Raw genomic sequence first — 18,161 nt, forward strand, 5'->3', positions numbered from 1 at the left:
TCTCCCTATGCGTAAAATATTGATGGGTGTGTATTGGTGTGTATAATGAAAGTCAGGTTAGGAGGATACATGAAATCAACCGACCTGATAAAGGAGCTGGCAGCGGCAGGTTGTGAGTGCAAACGGCATAACGGCGGGAGTCACCAAATATGGTGGTCGCCTATTACTGGAAAAACGTTTCCAGTGCCGCATCCAAAAAAGGATTTACCACTTGGAACTGTCAAATCCATCAAAAAAATGGCGGGGATCTGATCCCCGCCTTTTCGGAGGCAATATGTTTTTTTCAGTCGGTGTAGAAACGCCAAAAGATGATGCTACGGCATATGGGCTGATCGTTCCGGCATTGTGTACTGATGATTACGGTTGCTTCTCTGCGGCGGACAGCCAGCAAGAGATTGCACGCATGGCGCGGGAAGCGATTTTAACTCTTATTGATGAAGCCGTGAGCCGTGGAAATCTGGACATTAGACGACTTAATGACGCTGGACACCTCATCTATGCGGCGATGCCAGATTTTGCGGACTATGATAGTTGGTTCGTGCTGGATATCGATCTATCAGCTTTTGAGGGAAAGCCACAGCGATTGAACATTTCTCTTCCCGATACGTTGATACAGCGTATTGATAATCGCGTGCGAGAGCAGCCGGGTACTTATCGCGATCGCAGCCATTTTTTGGCAGAAGCCGCACGCCATGAGCTGGAATGAGCGCGGTTGAATAGGTCTGGTTGCCAGCGATAAATATCGTGACGATGTTCGGCAAAGGAAAACGCGGCGCGTTGTTGAGACGTGCCGCGTTTGCATTACTGGCTTTTAGGCTTAAAGCGCAGCAAGCGGTTGGCGTTGCTGACCACCGTGATAGAGGAGAGCGCCATCGCGGCACCGGCGACGACCGGGCTGAGCAGCGTTCCGGTCAGCGGGTAGAGCACGCCTGCGGCAATCGGTATACCCAGCGAGTTATAGATAAACGCGCCCAGCAGGTTTTGCTTCATGTTGCGCAGCGTGGCATTGGAGAGTGCTAGTGCATCGGCGACACCGTGCAGGCTGTGGCGCATCAGCGTGATAGCGGCGGTCTCAATCGCGATATCACTGCCGCCGCCCATTGCAATGCCGACATCGGCCTGCGCCAGTGCGGGTGCATCGTTGATGCCATCGCCAATCATCGCCACGCGTTTGCCTTGCGCCTGTAGCTTTTTGATAGCCTCTGCTTTGCCGTCTGGCAGCACCCCAGCAATCACCTGATCGATACCGGCTTCTTTAGCAATGCTCCTTGCCGTGAGTGGGTTGTCTCCTGTGAGCATAACTAATTGATAGCCCTGCTGGTGTAGACGTTGCAATGCGCTGACGCTATCCGCTCGCAGTGGATCGTGAATAGAGAATACCGCAATGATGTGACCATTTGCTGCGAGCAACACCGGCGTAATGCCGCGCTGAGCCTGCTCGTTGATCAGCGTTTCACCTTCGGTGATATCAATCTGATGCTGTGTGAGCAGTGCTGGATTCCCCAGCAGTAGATCGACATCCGAGATCTTGCCGCTGACGCCGAGACCACGCAGCGTGCGGAACTGCTCGACTTGCGCGAGCGTAAGGTTTTCCGCACGTTCAAGAATTGCCTTCGCCAGTGGATGATGAGATCCCTGTTCCAACGACGCTGCCCAGGTTAGCGCCAGTGCTTCCGTGACATCACCGACGGTATGAATCGCTACGACGCGCGGCTGCCCTTCGGTTAGCGTCCCGGTTTTGTCAAACACCAACACATCCAACTTGCTGGCCTGTTGCAAGGCATCGGCATCCCGAACCAGAACGCCAAACTCCGCTGCACGTCCAACGCCGGAAATAATCGACATCGGCGTTGCCAGCCCAAGCGCACAGGGGCAAGCAATAATCAGAACCGTTGTGACGATAATGAGCGTATAGACTATCTGCGGCTGTGGCCCGACAAAGAACCAGATCGCACCGCTGAGAAGCGCGATGGCAACGACGACGGGAACAAACACGGCAGAAATACGATCTGCTAGCTGGCCGATAGCGGGTTTGCTGCTTTGCGCCTGTCTGACCAGCCTGATGATTCGCGACAGGGTAGTTTGGTTGCCGATTGCGTCAGCCCGGAAGAGAACGCTGCCATCGGAAACCAATGTGCCGGCGTGAACGTTGTCGCCAGTTGTTTTAGATTGCGGGATCGGTTCCCCGGTCAGCATGGCTTCGTCGACCCACACTTCGCCTTGCAAAATCTCACCGTCGACAGGAATACGATCGCCAGTTGTCAGGCGCAACGTCATGCCGGACTGGACTTCTGACAGCGGAATGGATTTTTCTCCTTCTGCCGTCACGACGCGGGCAGTAGGCGGTGTTAAGTCCAGCAGCCGTTCTAACGCACGTGAAGATCGCTGACGGGCGCGCTGTTCCAGCGCATGACCCAGGTTGATTAAACCAATGATCATCGCGCTTGCTTCGTAGTAAAGATGGCGCGCCGCCATCGGGAAAAGATCCGGCCACAAGTTGACGGTGATAGAGTAAAGCCATGCCGCGCCCGTTCCCAGCGCGACCAGCGTATCCATGGTGGCGGTACCGTTTTTCAAGCTACGCCAGGCATTACGGTAAAAATGGCTACCAGCAAACACCATCACCGCCAGCGTCAGAATACCGATGACGAGCCATGGTGTGCGGCTTTCTGGCGTCAGGCTCATGCTGCCGCCCAATACGCCCCACAGCATCAGGGGGACACCAAGCAGCAAACCTAGCGCCGCCTGCCACTGAAAACGTCGAATTGCCTGCTGAGCCGTTTGCTGTTGGCGCGCCCGGCGCGCTTCTTCGTCCTGAATAATTTCCGCGCCATAGCCTGCTTGCTCAACGGCAGCAATCAGCGCCTCAGGCTCAGCGTGACCGCTTACTAACGCGCTGCGTTCTGCCAGATTTACCCGCGCCTGCGTAACGCCGCTGACGTTTTGCAGCGCCGTCTGTACGCGGCTTACGCAGCTGGCGCAGCTCATGCCCTGAAGCAGGAGCTGTACGCTGTCGTCATCGTTGGTGGACGATGTGGTTGTTGCCGGAAGAGTTTTCTCGGCCGCTGGCAGCGCTTCCGGCGTTGTCGCTACCTGTGCCAGCGGCTCAGTTTTTGGGTGAGCGCTCTCCTGTACGCTGGCGTGATAGCCGGCTTCTTCAATCGCGCTAATCAGTACCGTGGCCTCAACGTTGCCATACACGGCGGCCTGCTCTGTAGTGACATCCGTTGCCACGACGCCGGGAATGGCTTCCAGCACTTTACGTGTCGCGGCGACGCAGTGATTGCAGCTCAGGCCGGAAAGCTGGAGAGACACATCCGGCGTGGTGGCGAGTTGCGCGTCGTAACCAACCTTTTCGATAGTGTCGATCAGCGTTTGAGAATCAACGGCTCCGCTGACTCTGGCATACTGTTGGGTGACGTCGGTTTGTTCGACAGCAGGTAGCGCGTCCAGTGCTTTTTTAACGCGTTGAACACAGTGCCCGCAGGTCAGCCCCTGCAAGGACAACACGATGGTTTGTGACATAACAATTTTCTCCCGTGATCACAGCCGGAGGTGAAAGACGTTGACCGGCTATCTGATTTCTACTAGTTATTGAGTAAGGTAAACCTTCTAGCAAGGGGAGGGTCAAGGGGGAAATCATGAATATCAGTGATGTTGCGAAAAAAACCGGTCTTAGCAGTAAAACCATTCGCTTTTATGAAGAGAAAGAACTTCTGACTACGCCGCTGCGTTCTGAAAATGGTTATCGTAGCTACGACGAGCATCATGTCGAAGAGCTAACGCTGCTGCGTCAGGCGCGCCAGGTTGGTTTTAATCTGGAGGAATGCCGGGAACTGGTTACGCTATTTAACGATCCGCTGCGGCGCAGTGCGGATGTCAAAGCGCGAACTTTGCAGAAAGTGCAGGAAATCGAGATGCATATCGAAGAGTTGAAAACAATGCGTGAACAACTGCTGGCGTTGGCCGAACAGTGCCCTGGTGACGGAAGTGCTGAGTGTCCGATCATTAATAATCTGGCGGGCTGCTGTCAGAAAGGGGAGTCGGGCTCCCCTAAATAGTGCGCTCTGTTAGTGCTCAATCGGCCGGACATGCAGTGTGATGCCGTCAACGGCAAACACTTCAACATGCGTGCCGGCAGGCAGTTCCTGCTCTGATTTCACGCGCCAACTGCTATCGCCGATGTTGACCCGGCCAAAGCCGTTAATCACGGGTTCGGTCAGGGTAGCGCGCAGGCCAATCAACTGTTGCCCACGTTGGTTAAGCGTTGACGGTGGGCGCGACAGCGTTCGCTTACGCAGCCAATACCACCAGAGCAACGCCGTAACGATCGTCATGATGGCGAAAATTGTCCCCTGCCATGGCCAGCCCAGCGGCATAACCCACGTGAGTAGCCCAACCAATACGGCGGATAAGCCGCTCCACAGCAGATAACCGCTGGCACCTAGCATTTCGGCGGCTAAAAGCAGACCGCCGAGTGACAGCCAGAACCAGTGTGCATTTTCCATCACCAGTTCAATGCCCATTATTGACCTCGGCTGTCTTTGCTGTCTTTAATCAGCTCGGTGATCCCGCCAATGGCTCCCATCAGGTTACTGGCTTCTAGCGGCATCATGATCACTTTGCTGTTATTGGAGGAGCCAATCTGCTGCAAGGCATCGGTATATTTCTGGGCGACAAAGTAGTTAATTGCCTGAATGTTACCCGCCGCGATGGCCTCAGAGACCATTTTAGTTGCCTGTGCTTCTGCTTCTGCCGCACGTTCACGCGCTTCCGCTTCAAGGAATGCGGACTGGCGTTGGCCTTCCGCCTTCAGAATTTGCGACTGCTTTTCCCCTTCGGCTTTCAGGATAGCGGCCTGACGTACCCCTTCAGCCTCCAGAATATCGGCACGTTTGTTACGTTCCGCTTTCATCTGCGCGTTCATTGCCGCAATCAGTTCTGCTGGCGGACGGACGTCGCGGATCTCAATACGCGTGATTTTAATGCCCCACGGATTGGTGGCTTCGTCAACGATGTGCAGCAGGCGAGTATTGATGCTGTCGCGCTGGGACAACATTTCGTCCAGCTCCATGGAACCCAGCACGGTACGGAAGTTGGTCATGGTGAGGTTGACGATAGCCTGTTCCAGATTACTGACTTCATAGGCCGCCCGCGCTGGATCGATTACCTGAATAAAGCAGACGGCATCAATCGCTACATTGGCGTTATCGCGTGAGATAATTTCCTGAGAGGGGATGTCTAATACCTGTTCCATCATGTTGATTTTACGACCAACACGATCCATGAAAGGCACGACCAGATTAAGCCCCGGCATCAGCGTTTTGGTGTAGCGGCCAAAACGTTCTACAGTCCATTGGTATCCCTGAGGTACGATTTTGATGCCTGACCAGACGATGATAAGTGCAACAAAGATCAAAACGGGAATGACGGTAAGCATAGTATTAACCTCTATTTATGACTGTTTTTTGAGTGTCCCAGAGAAAATTAGGCGAAAATGTATTGCATGACGATTCTAGCGCCATCCACGGCTAAAACCTATCTTTGACGGCAGCCAGCCCGAGAGAGTCGGACTGGCTGGTTAATTGAGGGGATGCGTTGTCGAGATCAGAGACGAGACGTGGCTGCTGGCAAGCCCGTCAAGAGGCGCTGTGGTGCATTGATGAACTGGGGCGTATCGATAGAATCAGTGAGAATAAAGGTGGAGACGGATGCCGATAGCTGTTGAGCCAGATCTTGCAGCGATTGTGTCGCCGCGGTGGACTGCTCGACCAACGACACATTTTGCTGTGTGGCCATATCAATTTGCCCGATGGCAATGTTTATCTGGTTGATCCCTTCGCTCTGCTCTCCGCTGGCGCGCGCAATCTCATTCATGATCTGGCCGACGGTTGACGCGTTGTCGACCAGCGCACCGATCGATGATTCTGCGGTTTCCACCATCTCCATACCTTCATGGATTTTATCTACTGAGTTATCAATGAGCACTTTAATCTCTTTGGCGGCTAATGCGCTGCGCTGCGCCAGATTGCGTACCTCACCTGCGACAACGGCAAATCCACGCCCTTGCTCACCCGCTCTGGCGGCTTCAACAGCGGCGTTCAGCGCCAGAATATTAGTTTGGAATGCAATGCCGTCAATCGTACCGATAATTTCCACCATGCGGCGCGATGAATCGCGAATGTCGCGCATTTTTTCTGTTACCTGTTTCATCGTCGCTGTGCTGTCTTGCATATCCTTCGATGCTTCGGAAGCAAGGGCGTCGGCGCGATGAGTATTTTCAGCCGTGTTTTTCAGCGTGGACGTTAACTGCTCCATTGATGAGACGGTTTCTTCCAGCGAACTGGCCTGATGTTCAGTCCGAGCCGATAGATCGCTATTTCCGGCGCTCAATTGCGATGTCGCTGTGGAGATCGCGCTGGCACCGTCGCGTACCTGACTGACAATATCTCGTAGGCTGACTGTCATATTGTTTAATTCATTAAGTAATATACCTGCTTCATCTTTCGTCGAGCCTTGCAGAGAATGTGTCAGGTTACCTTTTGCGACATTCTGGGCTAAATGTAATGCCTGCGTTAATGGCGGAATAATGCTGCGAATGACGATGCGAGAAATGATAAAGCTAAAGACAATACCAACTACAATAATAAACAGGAGAAATAACCTGGCTGTGTGATATTCATCATGTACCGTTTTTTCCGACTGCGTCATTCTATTATTCGATTCATCAATAAACTGCTCAGCCAGTGATTTCAGCGTCGTGCCAAGCGGCCAGGTTACATTTAACGCCTGTTCACGTAACCCGTCTTTGTTACCTATTTTGGCTTCCTGAAGTAAGTTATCGCTCGATTGGGAAAAGGCCTGATGCGCTTTTTTTAGTTCAGCCAATTTCTCTTGAAGGCCAGGATCATTTACGACCAGTCGCTGTAGTTGATCCAGATTTTCAACCATCTTGCTGCGATGTTTTTTAATTGCTTCAATTGTTGCCTCGTTGTCTTCCGGCTTTTCATTGATAAAAAAAGCGGATTGTTCGACGAAGACGTTATTTATTTCACTAATTAACGTATTGGCGTAAGCCGTGGTGGGATATAGCGTCTGAACTATTTTTTCTACTTGATTATTAAGGCTGGATAAATTAACCGTTGAAATAAAGCCAATAATAGCGACTATTAGCATCCCTGCACCGAATCCGGTGTTTAATCTTGTGCTTATTCTCATGTGATAGGTCCTTTTTTGCTATGTATAGTCAAAATCGTAAAACAAATGTATATCGAGTTGTAATATGATGGTTATTATTTTGGCATGATGTGTCGATATTATTGACTTATTCTGAGTAAAGAAAAAATAACCAAATAAGCGAGCTTATTCAATTAAATAATCTTCAATAGCAAGAACAAAAAATATGAAAGAGATAGGGCTATAGATCCAGTTCGATGTCGCCTTGCGGCATACAGCAGCAGGGGAGGATTTCATCCTGTTGGATACAGGCTAGTGGTGTTTGACGATACGCGACTCTGCCTTTTACCAGACGCAGCCGACAGGAACCGCAATAGCCAGAGCGGCACTGGTATTCAATGCTGACGCGGTTGGATTCCAGCACATCCAGCAGGGAAGGGCCATCGTCTGAACAGGAAAACTGCGCACCTGATGTGCGCAGCGTAATAGTTGGATTGCTCATCGATTACAGTTGGAAATCGCTCAGGTCGTCGTCGCTGATTTCTGAATCGATCTGACCGACCAGATAAGAGCTGACTTCAACTTCCTGCGGTGCAACCTGTACGTTATCGGATACCAGCCAGGCGTTAATCCACGGAATGGGGTTAGTACGCGTCTGGAATGGCAGCGGCAGACCTACTGCCTGCATGCGGATGTTGGTGATGTATTCCACGTACTGGCACAGAATATCTTTGTTCAGGCCAATCATCGAACCGTCGCGGAACAGGTATTCAGCCCACTCTTTTTCTTGCTGAGCGGCGAGTACGAACAGGTCATAGCACTCCTGCTGACACTCTTCGGCAATCTGCGCCATTTCAGGGTCGTCATGACCAGAACGCATCAGGTTCAGCATGTGTTGCGTGCCAGTCAGGTGCAGTGCTTCGTCACGGGCGATGAGCTTGATGATTTTGGCGTTGCCTTCCATCAGTTCACGTTCTGCAAAAGCAAACGAGCAGGCAAAGCTGACATAGAAACGAATCGCCTCCAGTGCGTTAACGCTCATCAGGCAGATATACAGCTGTTTTTTCAGCGTATGTAAATCCACGGTGATGGTTTTACCGTTAACCTGATGTGTCCCTGCGCCCAGAAGATGGTAGTAGCTGGTCATCTCGATCAGCGAATCGTAGTAGCCGGAGATATCCTTGGCACGCTTCAGAATCTCTTCGTTCGTTACGATATCGTCAAATACCAGCGACGGATCGTTCACGATATTACGAATAATATGGGTGTAGGAACGTGAGTGAATGGTTTCCGAGAATGCCCAGGTTTCCACCCAGGTTTCCAGCTCAGGGATAGAGATTAGCGGCAGTAACGCTACGTTTGGGCTACGTCCCTGAATCGAATCCAGCAGCGTCTGGTATTTCAGGTTGCTGATGAAGATGTGTTTTTCATGATCGGGGAGTGCCTGATAGTCGATGCGGTCGCGAGACACATCAACTTCTTCCGGACGCCAGAAGAAGGACAGCTGTTTTTCGATTAGCTTTTCGAAAATTTCATATTTTTGCTGATCGAAACGTGCAACGTTAACAGACTGGCCGAAGAACATGGGTTCTAGCAACTGGTCATTTTTATTCTGTGAAAAAGTGGTGTAGGCCATTAATCTCTCCAAAAAATGCCGTGAGCATTTTTTAACGCCGCTTGCGGCTGCGGGTAAAACGCCCGCGCTAAAAGGATAAAAGGCTGCATCGCAGCCTTTTATTATTGGCTTAAATCTTACACGCGCCGCCTTCGCAGCCATCGTCCTGTGGCTCTGCCAACAGATCGTCTTGTACGTCTTCAGCGCCGTCACGGGTGTTTTGGTAATACAGCGTTTTAACGCCGAATTTGTAGGCCGTGACCAGATCTTTCAGCAACTGCTTCATCGGCACCCGACCTGACGGGAAGCGTGATGGATCGTAGTTGGTGTTGGAGGAGATCGCCTGATCGACAAATTTCTGCATCAGACCCACCAGTTGCAGGTATCCATCGTTATTTGGCATGTCCCACAGCAGTTCGTAGGCATCTTTCAGCGTTTCGTACTCTGGCACGACTTGGCGCAAAATGCCGTCTTTGGACGCTTTGACGCTGATGTGGCCGCGCGGTGGTTCAATACCGTTGGTGGCGTTAGAGATTTGAGACGACGTTTCAGACGGCATTAGCGCAGACAGCGTTGAGTTACGCAGGCCGTACGCTTTAATATCTTTACGCAACGCTTCCCAGTCGAGATGCAGCGGTTCGTTGCAAATCGCGTCCAGATCGCGCTTGTAGGTATCGATCGGTAAAATACCCTGTGAGTAGGTGGTTTCATTGAACCATGGGCAGGCACCTTGCTCACGCGCCAGCACATTCGATGCCTTCAGGAGATAGTATTGGATCGCTTCAAACGTTTTGTGCGTCAGGCCGTTGGCGCTGCCATCGGAGTAACGTACGCCATTTTTCGCCAGATAGTAGGCAAAGTTGATGACGCCAATGCCCAACGTACGACGACCCATCGCACCACGCTCTGCTGCCTTAATCGGGTAATCCTGATAATCCAGCAGGGCATCCAGCGCGCGTACTGCGAGCGTGGCTAAATCTTCCAAATCGTCCAGGCTGTTAATTGCGCCGAGGTTAAACGCTGACAGCGTACACAGTGCGATTTCACCGTTTTCATCATTCACATCGTTCAACGGCTTGGTCGGCAACGCGATTTCCAGACACAGGTTGGACTGACGAACCGGCGCAATCACCGGATCGAACGGACTGTGCGTATTGCAGTGGTCAACGTTCTGAATATAGATACGGCCTGTAGAAGCACGTTCCTGCATCATCAGGGAGAACAGTTCAACGGCTTTGATGCGCTGCTTGCGGATGCTGTCATCCTGCTCGTATTTCACATACAGGCGCTCGAACTCATTCTGATCGGCGAAGAACGCGTCGTATAGCCCCGGAACGTCAGATGGGCTGAACAGCGTGATCTCTTCACCTTTTACCAAGCGCTGATACATCAGTTTGTTCAACTGTACGCCGTAATCGAGGTGACGAACGCGGTTGCCTTCTACGCCACGGTTGTTTTTCAACACCAGCAGACTTTCTACTTCCAGATGCCACAGCGGATAGAACAGCGTGGCAGCCCCGCCGCGTACGCCGCCCTGAGAGCAGGATTTCACGGCTGTCTGGAAATGCTTATAGAAAGGGATACAGCCGGTATGGAACGCTTCACCGCCACGGATTGGGCTACCGAGCGCACGGATGTGGCCCGCGTTGATGCCGATACCGGCACGCTGGGAAACATATTTCACGATAGCGCTGGACGTTGCGTTGATGGAATCCAGACTGTCACCGCATTCGATCAGCACGCAGGAACTGAACTGACGTGTCGGGGTGCGCACACCCGCCATGATTGGCGTTGGCAGAGAAATTTTGAATGTGGAAATCGCGTCATAGAAACGTTTAACGTAATCCAGACGGGTTTCACGCGGGTAGCCGGAGAACAGGCAGGCGGCGACCAGAATGTACAGGAACTGGGCGCTTTCGTAGATATCACCGGTCACGCGGTTTTGGACCAGATATTTTCCTTCCAGCTGTTTAACCGCAGCATAGGAGAAATTCATGTCACGCCAGTGATCGATGAAAGCGTCCATCTGAGCGAATTCTTCGGGGCTATAGTCTTCCAGCAGGTGCTTGTCGTATTTACCCAGTTCTACCATGTTGGTGACGTGCGTCAGCAGCGCGGGGGGTTCAAACTGACCGTAGGCTTTCTTGCGCAGATGGAAGATAGCCAGACGCGCGGCCAGGTATTGATAATCTGGGCTTTCGCGGGAGATAAGATCGGCAGCGGCCTTGATGATGGTCTCATGGATATCAGAGGTTTTGATACTGTCGTAAAACTGAATGTGGGAACGCAGTTCCACCTGAGAAACGGAGACATTGTGTAAACCTTCTGCGGCCCAGGTAATGACGCGGTGGATTTTATCCAAATTGATTTTTTCTTTACTGCCATCGCGTTTGGTAACGAGCAAGCTCTGGTTCATGTTGGGATTTACCTGTTGATGAAAATAAAAAAATATCCCCCGTTTATTCACAGAAATTCCTCTGTGACTAACTCTGTGGATAAATACTAGATATGGATATTTTTTGATAAATGGCTACTACATGGTGAGTATTCTAGTCTGGATTCGTTTGAGTACAAGGCTTGATTTTGGTGTTAATTTCAGGTTGCTGAAGCGTTGGTTTCTCGAAATCCTGATTTTGTAAGGGCTAAGAGGATGTCAATATTCTGTAAAAAAAATAAGTCGCGTCCATTTTGTTGGTTTTTCAGATAAACCCAAAAAATTGCGCGGTGAAAAACCACGCAACTTTTAAGAGTATTCTTAATGGGTTCTATTTATCGTGGCGGGTATGAAGCATGTAGTTCACGTCTACGTTTGGACCGAGCTTAAAGTGGTCCGTCAACGGGTTGTAATGCAGCCCGGTGATATGCTTTTCACGCAGCGGCGTACTGTCAACCCAGTGCATCAGCTCTGCTGGGCGAATGAATTTCTTAATATCGTGCGTGCCGCGTGGCACCATTTTTAAAACATACTCAGCGCCGATAACGGCCATCATCCACGCTTTTGCATTGCGGTTGATCGTGGAGAAAAACACGTGCCCGCCTGGCTTGACCAACTTAGCGCAAGCCTGCACCACGGAGTGCGGATCGGGAACGTGTTCCAGCATCTCCATGCAGGTGACCACATCGTAAAGGCCTGGGTGAGCATGAGCATGGGCTTCTACCGTTTCCTGCACGTAATCGACAGTGATACCGCTTTCCAGCGCATGTAAACGCGCAACGTCTAACGGCTCTGCGCCCATATCCAGCCCGGTGACGTCCGCACCTTCACGCGCCATGCTCTCGGCCAAAATGCCGCCGCCGCAGCCGACATCCAACACTTTCTTGCCGAACAGGCCTTCCGCACGCCGTGAAATATAGCCCAGACGCAGCGGATTAATGCGGTGCAAGGGTTTGAATTCACCGTCTAAATCCCACCAGCGGGAGGCAATAGCCTCAAATTTGGCAATTTCCTGATGGTCAACGTTCGGGGTTTGATTTTCTACATTCATGTGTCATCGCTGCCTTTCATCATCTTCTACTGCCGCGAGTATACCCCTTCATGTCGCAACGTGCAGCGCTGTCGCTTTTTTCTGTGGGATAAACATTCATGAGGAAAACAGTCTGTTCAGAGCGGAAGGGAGTTTCCCCCGAAACGGCGGTTTGTGATATAATTTTTCACCTTTTGAACAGTTCACCTTTCTGAACGGTTCACTTTTCTGAACACGGGTAGATGCCTAAATAGAGGGATAGCGGCTCCATGAGCGACCTTGCCAGAGAAATCACACCGGTCAATATTGAAGAAGAGCTGAAAAGCTCGTATCTGGATTATGCGATGTCCGTTATTGTCGGACGTGCATTACCAGATGTTCGAGATGGACTGAAACCGGTACACCGCCGCGTACTGTATGCGATGAGCGTACTGGGTAACGACTGGAACAAACCGTATAAAAAATCCGCCCGTGTCGTCGGGGATGTCATCGGTAAATACCACCCGCACGGCGACTCTGCCGTTTATGAAACCATCGTGCGTATGGCGCAGCCTTTTTCACTGCGCTACATGCTGGTTGATGGTCAGGGTAACTTTGGTTCGATTGACGGCGACTCCGCTGCGGCCATGCGTTATACCGAAATTCGCATGTCGAAAATTGCTCATGAACTGCTGGCCGATCTCGAAAAAGAGACGGTCGATTTTGTGCCGAACTATGACGGCACCGAGCAGATTCCTGACGTCATGCCTACGCGTATTCCCAACCTGCTGGTTAACGGCTCTTCCGGTATCGCCGTCGGGATGGCAACGAACATTCCACCGCACAACCTGACGGAAGTTGTGAACGGCTGTCTGGCGTATATCGACGATGAAAACATTACCCTTGAAGGGTTGATGGAGCACATCAAAGGCCCGGATTTCCCAACGGCGGCGATCATCAATGGCCGACGCGGTATTGAAGAGGCCTATCGCACCGGGCGCGGTAAAATTTACATCCGTGCGCGTGCTGAAGTTGAAGCGGACGCGAAAACCGGACGTGAAACCATCATCGTGCATGAAATTCCGTACCAGGTGAACAAAGCACGCCTGATCGAGAAAATTGCTGAGCTGGTCAAAGACAAACGTATTGAAGGGATTAGCGCCCTGCGTGACGAATCCGATAAAGACGGTATGCGTATCGTCATCGAGATTAAGCGCGACGCCGTGGGCGAAGTGGTCCTGAATAATCTGTATTCCCAGACGCAGCTTCAGACGTCATTCGGCATCAACATGGTGGCACTGCATCAGGGCCAGCCTAAGATCATGCCGCTGAAGGACATTCTGGTTGCGTTTGTGCGCCATCGCCGTGAAGTGGTGACGCGCCGTACCATTTTTGAACTGCGTAAAGCCCGTGACCGCGCCCATATCCTGGAAGGTCTGGCCATTGCGCTGGCGAACATCGATCCGATTATCGAACTGATTCGTCGTGCGGCGTCACCTGCTGAAGCGAAAGCCTCGCTGATCGCACAAGCGTGGGAACTGGGCAGCGTTTCTACCATGTTGGAACGCGCGGGCGATGATGCTGCACGTCCAGAGTGGCTGGAGCCAGAGTTCGGTATTCGTGACGGCCGCTACTACCTGACAGAACAGCAAGCGCAGGCGATTCTGGATCTACGTTTGCAAAAACTGACTGGGATGGAGCACGAAAAGCTGCTGGATGAATATAAAGCGCTGTTGGCGGAGATCGCTGAGCTGCTTTATATCCTCAACAGTCCTGAGCGCCTGATGGAAGTGATCCGCGAAGAGCTGGAAGCAATCAAAACGCAGTACAGCGATGAGCGCCGCACAGAAATCACGGCGAATAGCGCCGATATCAATATCGAAGACCTGATTAATCAGGAAGATGTTGTCGTCACGCTGTCTCACCAGGGTTATGTGAAGTATCAGCCGCTGAGCGATTACGAAGCCCAACGTCGTGGTGGTCGTGGTAAATCTGCGGCTCGTATTAAAGAAGAAGACTTTATCGATCGTCTGCTGGTAGCCAATACCCACGACACGATCCTGTGCTTCTCCAGCCGTGGCCGTCTGTACTGGATGAAGGTGTATCAATTGCCGGAAGCCAGCCGTGGCGCGCGCGGTCGTCCGATCGTTAACCTGCTGCCGCTTGAGCCAAATGAACGTATCACGGCGATTCTGCCAGTCCGTGAATACGAAGAAGGCCGCCATATCTTCATGGCAACCGCGAGCGGTACGGTGAAGAAAACGGCGTTGACGGAATTCAGCCGTCCGCGTAGCGCGGGGATCATCGCCGTTAACCTGAACGAGGGTGACGAGCTGATTGGCGTTGACCTGACCGATGGCAGCGATGAAGCGATGCTGTTCTCAGCGGAAGGTAAAGTAGTCCGCTTCTCTGAACAGGCGGTGCGCTCCATGGGGCGTACGGCAACGGGCGTTCGTGGTATCAACCTGCAAGGTGAAGATCGCGTGGTGTCGTTGATTATTCCTCGCGGTGAGGGCGACATCCTGACCGTCACACAAAATGGCTTTGGTAAACGTACTGCGGTGAGTGAGTACCCAACCAAGTCACGTGCGACGAAAGGGGTTATCTCTATCAAGGTCAGCGAGCGTAACGGTAAAGTGGTTGGTGCGGTTCAGGTTGATGCCGCAGACCAGATTATGATGATCACCGATGCGGGAACGCTGGTGCGTACACGCGTGTCTGAAGTCAGCATCGTTGGGCGTAACACCCAGGGTGTTACGCTGATTCGTACGGCGGAAGACGAAAATGTTGTCGGCCTGCAACGTGTTGCTGAACCGGTAGAAGATGAAGAGCTGGATGGCGTGGTAAACGTTGAAGGTGAAATTGCCGAAGACGATGATGCTATCGACGACATGGATGGCGATGATGATATCGCTGAAGATGACGAATAAGCCTTTTCCTTAAACTGGAATGAGCCGAGTAAGCCAGCGCGATGCGCTGGCTTTTTTTATCGACACTCGGTAGTGTATCAGCCAACTGGTTCTTCCATCATTCAACGGTATTCACTTGAAATATCTCGCCTCATTCCATACCACATTAAAAGTCTCCCGCTATTTGTTCCGGGTTTTGGCGATCATGCTGTGGGTGTTAGGCGCGCTAATATCCGTTTTCTATATTACTAAAGTATTGAATGAAAAAGAGTCGGAGCTGCGGCAGGAATATAATCTTAGCTTTGATCAGTCGCAGGGATACATCCGCCATGCTGCGGATATTGTGCGCGAACTTCAGTATCTGGCGGCAAATCGTTTAGTGCTGGCGAGAGAAAGGGCTGAGCCGCCAACAGAAGAGGGGCCGGGTGTTTCTGTTTATGCGCTTACGCCCGGCGCAACCTGTTCCATGCAATATGGCGGGAATGCAGCGCTGCTCTCATTGAGTCATTTTTTCAATGGCTGGCAGGATAATTTCTCTGCCGTCTACGATCTTAATCGGGTCTTTTTTGTCGGCGGCGATCGGCGCTGTATGGTTGATTTTGGCATTCGTAATCAGTCGCTTGACCGTGATAACTTGCTTAAAAATGTGCAGGATCGGTTTCAGGATCAGAAGAAAAATCGTACCCAAACTGGGCGTGATGAAACGCTTTATTGGATTACCCCCGCATCCATCCCCGATGTCGGCTATTTATATGCACTCACGCCGATCTATGTGGATAACAAGCTGGAAGTCATCATGGGGATTGAACAGACGATTCGTCTGGATGACTTCGTCACCGTCAGCAAATTTCCGCTCAATGCCAAGTTGTTGGATCAATATAATCAGGTCGTTTTACAGTTTTCCGATGACAGAGGGCTCTCTGCTTCCTCGGCAGAGGGTTATCCCTCCGATCATAACTATTTTGGTTATGCGAATGGCTATGATGAACTCATTCTGAAGAAGGCGCTGCCGCCTACTTCGTTCAGTATTGTGTACTCGCTGCCGCTGAAGGTGCTGTTGTCACATATCAGTGCATTGATGATCAATATGCTCGTGCTGAATATCCTTTCGGCAATTCTATTGTTTGTGTTGGCGCTGGTGTTTGAGCGAAAAATGCTGTTGCCTGCGGAAGTGAATGCCTTTCAGTTGGAAGAGAATGAGCAATTCAACCGCAAGATCGTGGCGTCGGCACCGGTAGGCATTTGTATTCTGCGTATTAGTGACGGTACAAATATCCTCAGTAACGAACTGGCGCACAACTACCTTAATTTACTCACCCACGAAGACCGATTGAGAATTACCCGCATTATTTGCGAGCAGCAGTCCAAGTTTGTGGATGTGATGACCAGCCGTAACCACCACCTGCAAATCAGCTTTGTCCATTCGCGTTACCGCAATGAAAATGTGGCGATTTGTGTGCTGCTGGACGTTAGCGCGCGCGTCAAAATGGAAGAGTCGCTACAGGAAATGGCGAATGCCGCCGAGCAGGCAAGCCAGTCTAAATCGATGTTCCTTGCCACTGTGAGCCATGAATTGCGCACGCCGCTTTATGGCATTATTGGCAATCTTGATTTGCTGCAAACCAAGGCGCTGCCGCAGGATGCTAACCGTTTGGTCTTGGCGATGAACAACTCTTCCTCACTGCTGCTGAAGATCATCAGCGATATCCTCGATTTTTCCAAGATTGAGTCGGAGCAGTTGAAGATAGAACCCTGTGAATTTGCACCGCATGAGGTGATCAGCCACATCACCAGTAACTATCTCCCGCTGGTGGTCAAAAAACGCCTGATGCTGTACTGCTTTATCGATCCTAATGTACCGGTCAGCCTGTTTGGCGATCCTGTTCGTTTACAGCAGGTGCTGTCTAACCTGTTGAGTAACGCGATCAAGTTTACGGATACGGGCTGCATCATTTTTGAAGTTGGCTGCCGCGATGGTTATCTGGAATTTGTGGTGCGTGATACTGGTGTGGGTATTCAACCGCGTGAGGCAGTGAAGTTGTTTGATCCATTCTTCCAAGCGGGGAGTGGTGTACAGCGCCATTTTCAGGGTACAGGACTAGGGTTGGCCATTTGTGAGAAGCTGGTCAATCTGATGGATGGCGACATTACCATCGAGTCGGAACCGGGGCTCGGCAGCCTGTTTGGCGTCAGGATTCCGTTGTATAAAGCGCACTATGCTCCCGTGGCGATCAACGCCAGCCTGCAAGGGAAAATATGCTGGTTGAGGGTGCGCAATGCCCGGCTGGAGGCATATCTACTGACGTTGTTGCAGAACCAAGGCGTGCAGGCTGTGCGTTACCAAAATCAAACTGTGTCGCCCGATGATGTGATGATTAGTGATTACAGCCCGCCAGAAGATATTACTGTTCGGGCGCATATCGTGATAAGCGGCGCACATAACGGATCGGCACAGAAAGTGAGTGAGGGCCACTGGGTGCAGGGGACATCGACACCTCAACATCTGCCTGATTTGCTGGAGAAAATTTATCGCTCAGAAAGTGAAGAAAACACTCGCGAGGAGATTTCACCGCCGCTGACGCACTATGAGCGGGTTGAGAATGGCGACATTATGATTCTTGTCGTTGACGATCACCCTATCAACCGTCGATTGCTGGCCGATCAGTTGGGTTCTCTGGGGTATCAGGCGATGACGGCGAATGACGGCGTAGATGGGCTGAGCGTATTGAGTAAACACCACATTGATATCGTGCTGACGGACGTCAACATGCCGAATATGGATGGTTATTTATTCACCCAGCGCATGCGGGAGCAGGGGCTACGCTTCCCGGTCATTGGCGTGACGGCGAATGCATTGGCAGAGGAAAGAGAACGCTGCCTTGGGGCGGGGATGGATCACTGTTTGTCAAAACCGGTTACGCTGGATACATTGCAGCAGGCGCTGGCGTATTACAGTAACGTGGTGCGTCAGGCGAGAACATCCGAGAAGTGACCTGCATCGGCGCAATTGCCGATGCA

General features: G+C 51.5%; 13 protein-coding genes. 5 read left to right on the forward strand and 8 right to left on the reverse strand.

The window, feature by feature from the left end; genetic code table 11:
• Positions 1-69 precede the first annotated feature (69 nt).
• Together E2566_RS06065 and E2566_RS06070 are read left to right on the forward strand one after the other, a co-directional pair.
• Entirely contained in the window at positions 70-252 is a 183-nt protein-coding gene (locus tag E2566_RS06065) for a type II toxin-antitoxin system HicA family toxin (protein ID WP_039485998.1), read from the forward strand.
• 22 nt (positions 253-274) lie between these two features.
• A complete protein-coding gene (locus E2566_RS06070; protein ID WP_107168374.1) occupies positions 275-706 on the forward strand; it encodes a type II toxin-antitoxin system HicB family antitoxin in 432 nt (143 codons plus the stop codon).
• A 95-nt stretch (positions 707-801) separates the two neighbouring features.
• Here E2566_RS06070 and copA read toward each other — a convergent pair whose 3' ends face one another.
• Entirely contained in the window at positions 802-3,525 is a 2,724-nt protein-coding gene (copA, locus tag E2566_RS06075; protein ID WP_107168373.1) for a copper-exporting P-type ATPase CopA, read from the reverse strand.
• Positions 3,526-3,641: 116 nt separating this feature from the next.
• Between copA and cueR the strand changes: the two genes are divergently transcribed.
• Complete coding sequence (gene cueR / locus E2566_RS06080) at positions 3,642-4,061, forward strand: Cu(I)-responsive transcriptional regulator (protein ID WP_107168372.1); 420 nt, start codon at positions 3,642-3,644, stop codon at positions 4,059-4,061.
• Positions 4,062-4,070: 9 nt separating this feature from the next.
• Here cueR and E2566_RS06085 read toward each other — a convergent pair whose 3' ends face one another.
• The 7 genes from E2566_RS06085 to ubiG all read right to left on the reverse strand — a co-directional run bounded on the left by E2566_RS06085 (position 4,071) and on the right by ubiG (position 12,276).
• Entirely contained in the window at positions 4,071-4,526 is a 456-nt protein-coding gene (locus E2566_RS06085; protein WP_107168371.1) for an NfeD family protein, read from the reverse strand.
• On the reverse strand, positions 4,526-5,440 hold the full coding sequence (locus E2566_RS06090) for an SPFH domain-containing protein (protein ID WP_107168370.1): 915 nt from the start codon (positions 5,438-5,440) through the stop codon (positions 4,526-4,528). The genes E2566_RS06085 and E2566_RS06090 overlap by 1 nt, the downstream gene beginning before the upstream one ends.
• Before the next feature lie 167 nt (positions 5,441-5,607).
• Positions 5,608-7,218 (reverse strand): methyl-accepting chemotaxis protein, encoded by a 1,611-nt coding sequence (locus E2566_RS06095; RefSeq protein ID WP_107168369.1) that lies wholly within the window; start codon positions 7,216-7,218, stop codon positions 5,608-5,610.
• 199 nt (positions 7,219-7,417) lie between these two features.
• Positions 7,418-7,678 carry a class I ribonucleotide reductase maintenance protein YfaE gene (gene yfaE, locus E2566_RS06100; RefSeq protein WP_107168368.1) on the reverse strand — a complete coding sequence of 87 codons (261 nt, stop codon included), beginning with the start codon at positions 7,676-7,678 and terminating at the stop codon, positions 7,418-7,420.
• Positions 7,679-7,681: 3 nt separating this feature from the next.
• Complete coding sequence (gene nrdB / locus E2566_RS06105; protein ID WP_107168367.1) at positions 7,682-8,812, reverse strand: class Ia ribonucleoside-diphosphate reductase subunit beta; 1,131 nt, start codon at positions 8,810-8,812, stop codon at positions 7,682-7,684.
• A gap of 109 nt (positions 8,813-8,921) precedes the next feature.
• Entirely contained in the window at positions 8,922-11,207 is a 2,286-nt protein-coding gene (gene nrdA / locus E2566_RS06110; protein WP_107168366.1) for a class 1a ribonucleoside-diphosphate reductase subunit alpha, read from the reverse strand.
• A 349-nt stretch (positions 11,208-11,556) separates the two neighbouring features.
• Positions 11,557-12,276 carry a bifunctional 2-polyprenyl-6-hydroxyphenol methylase/3-demethylubiquinol 3-O-methyltransferase UbiG gene (ubiG, locus tag E2566_RS06115; RefSeq protein ID WP_107168365.1) on the reverse strand — a complete coding sequence of 240 codons (720 nt, stop codon included), beginning with the start codon at positions 12,274-12,276 and terminating at the stop codon, positions 11,557-11,559.
• 248 nt (positions 12,277-12,524) lie between these two features.
• Between ubiG and gyrA the strand changes: the two genes are divergently transcribed.
• Together gyrA and rcsC are read left to right on the forward strand one after the other, a co-directional pair.
• Positions 12,525-15,164 (forward strand): DNA topoisomerase (ATP-hydrolyzing) subunit A, encoded by a 2,640-nt coding sequence (gyrA, locus tag E2566_RS06120; protein ID WP_107168364.1) that lies wholly within the window; start codon positions 12,525-12,527, stop codon positions 15,162-15,164.
• 115 nt (positions 15,165-15,279) lie between these two features.
• Positions 15,280-18,135, forward strand: a complete 2,856-nt coding sequence (gene rcsC / locus E2566_RS06125; protein ID WP_107168363.1) for a two-component system sensor histidine kinase RcsC — start codon at positions 15,280-15,282, stop codon at positions 18,133-18,135.
• Positions 18,136-18,161: the final 26 nt, after the last annotated feature.

Source organism: Pectobacterium punjabense (assembly GCF_012427845.1).
Taxonomy (GTDB): Bacteria; Pseudomonadota; Gammaproteobacteria; order Enterobacterales; family Enterobacteriaceae; genus Pectobacterium; species Pectobacterium punjabense.

Coding starts and splice junctions, on each gene's coding strand:
- E2566_RS06065 (WP_039485998.1), top strand. CDS start 70: ATGAAATCAACCGACCTGATAAAGGAGCTGGCAGCGGCAGGTTGTGAG.
- E2566_RS06070 (WP_107168374.1), top strand. CDS start 275: ATGTTTTTTTCAGTCGGTGTAGAAACGCCAAAAGATGATGCTACGGCA.
- copA (WP_107168373.1), bottom strand. CDS start 3,525: ATGTCACAAACCATCGTGTTGTCCTTGCAGGGGCTGACCTGCGGGCAC.
- cueR (WP_107168372.1), top strand. CDS start 3,642: ATGAATATCAGTGATGTTGCGAAAAAAACCGGTCTTAGCAGTAAAACC.
- E2566_RS06085 (WP_107168371.1), bottom strand. CDS start 4,526: ATGGGCATTGAACTGGTGATGGAAAATGCACACTGGTTCTGGCTGTCA.
- E2566_RS06090 (WP_107168370.1), bottom strand. CDS start 5,440: ATGCTTACCGTCATTCCCGTTTTGATCTTTGTTGCACTTATCATCGTC.
- E2566_RS06095 (WP_107168369.1), bottom strand. CDS start 7,218: ATGAGAATAAGCACAAGATTAAACACCGGATTCGGTGCAGGGATGCTA.
- yfaE (WP_107168368.1), bottom strand. CDS start 7,678: ATGAGCAATCCAACTATTACGCTGCGCACATCAGGTGCGCAGTTTTCC.
- nrdB (WP_107168367.1), bottom strand. CDS start 8,812: ATGGCCTACACCACTTTTTCACAGAATAAAAATGACCAGTTGCTAGAA.
- nrdA (WP_107168366.1), bottom strand. CDS start 11,207: ATGAACCAGAGCTTGCTCGTTACCAAACGCGATGGCAGTAAAGAAAAA.
- ubiG (WP_107168365.1), bottom strand. CDS start 12,276: ATGAATGTAGAAAATCAAACCCCGAACGTTGACCATCAGGAAATTGCC.
- gyrA (WP_107168364.1), top strand. CDS start 12,525: ATGAGCGACCTTGCCAGAGAAATCACACCGGTCAATATTGAAGAAGAG.